Source organism: Methanospirillum sp. (assembly GCF_035406105.1).
Classification (GTDB): Archaea; Halobacteriota; Methanomicrobia; order Methanomicrobiales; family Methanospirillaceae; genus Methanospirillum.
The window spans coordinates 1-1,508 of sequence record NZ_DAONKG010000350.1; the positions used below are offsets into that span (position 1 = coordinate 1).

Below are 1,508 nucleotides of genomic sequence, written 5' to 3' on the forward strand. Positions count from 1 at the left end.
GCCGGTCTTGGCGGAACACTAATCTACATCGAACTTCTCTCTGTATATCATGAGGGGCTGCCCGTGATCATGAAGGCTGATGCAGCAACCATAGAACCCCTGGCAGTATCACTTGCCGGCATCTTTGCAATCGGGTTCTTCCTGGTAAACGCTGTACTGGCAGCATATAACATCACCGGAACCATCGAGGGACCGCATGACCCCAAGTTCAAGCGTGTTCCACGTGCAATTATCGGATGTGCGGTTGCATCCGCATTCTGTGGCCTGGTTTCGATGCTGATTATATTAAACACCGGGATGTGAGGAAGATACATGACAGCAAAAATGGAAGCATCAGCAGGGGCAATCTCTGAAAACACCCTGATGATCTACGGAATTGTCGTCGCCTTAGTCGGCACATACCTCACATATCTCAACGTTGTAACAGGCATTGCAGTCTTCTCCTTCTTTGGAGGGATTGGTGCCATCGCAGCAATCTGGTGGGGTTCAGACACAATCAAGCACCTGTGCAGTTATGGTCTTGGTACCGGAGTTCCGTCTGCCGGAATGGTCGCATTCGGAGCCGGTGCAATCGCTATGATCGCAGGAACAAAATTTGGTATCGCATCACCGATCGTCACCCTGATCCTTGCAGCCATCATCGGAGCAGTCATCGGGTACATCGCAAACAACGTCATCAACATGAACATCCCGGTCATGATCTTTTCCCTCATGAAACTGTCAATGGTCGGAGCATTGACCATGCTCGGATTTGCCGCAATGTGCACGGGAACCTTCATGTTCAACGGCCTTGTCATCGGTGGTATGACACTCTCCATGGAACCTGCAGCACAAGCTGCAGCCGGAGGAGCCCAGACATTCATGGTAACGATAATACCTGAATTCGCAGGTTCACTCATCGGCGGGTCTGCACTTGCTGTGATCTTCTTCATTGGTGCAATCGCTCTGCAGCACCCGTTCAACGCCTGTCTTGGTCCGAACGAGTCTCAGGACAGAACGCTTATGCTTGCCATTGAAGTGGGATTCCTTTCGATGTTTGTTGTGGCAGTTATGTCCTTTGCATTCCTTGACATGGTGTCTGCAGCCGTCGGATTATTGATTGCTCTCCTCGGATGGTTCTTCAGCTACAGGAAATACATTGCATACTCCAAGCGTGACGCCTATGCATGGCTTGATGCAAAGCCGATCGTTGAAGTCGGAGGTGACCAGTAATGACATGGATTCCGGTCCTTCCTGACTTCGGTCTTGGCTGTGATGTATTTGCAGGATTTGTCACCCAGCAGGGTGAGTCCCTGGCACCAATCGTGGCACAGGTCAATACCCTTGAAAAGATCACTGACGATATTGTTGGTATGCTCTCCGGAGAAGGCAGTTTCCTTGAAACATTCCCGAACCGTGAGAAATCCCTGCTATTCGCCGGTGGTATTACGGCCATGTTTTACGGACTTGCTGTCGGACTCCTGGTCGCCGGACTCATCGTTCGGACCTTGATGTGAGGGAGAAAAATG

General features: G+C 50.8%; 3 protein-coding genes. All 3 read left to right on the plus strand.

The window, feature by feature from the left end:
* Nucleotides 1-303: tetrahydromethanopterin S-methyltransferase subunit D (locus PLA23_RS13360; protein WP_324475528.1), on the plus strand; the 303-nt coding region annotated here is incomplete at its 5' end.
* A 9-nt stretch (nucleotides 304-312) separates the two neighbouring features.
* A complete protein-coding gene (mtrC, locus tag PLA23_RS13365) occupies nucleotides 313-1,212 on the plus strand; it encodes a tetrahydromethanopterin S-methyltransferase subunit MtrC (protein WP_324331173.1) in 900 nt (299 codons plus the stop codon).
* Entirely contained in the window at nucleotides 1,212-1,496 is a 285-nt protein-coding gene (mtrB, locus tag PLA23_RS13370; protein ID WP_324475529.1) for a tetrahydromethanopterin S-methyltransferase subunit MtrB, read from the plus strand. The genes mtrC and mtrB overlap by 1 nt, the downstream gene beginning before the upstream one ends.
* The last annotated feature ends 12 nt before the right edge of the window (nucleotides 1,497-1,508 follow it).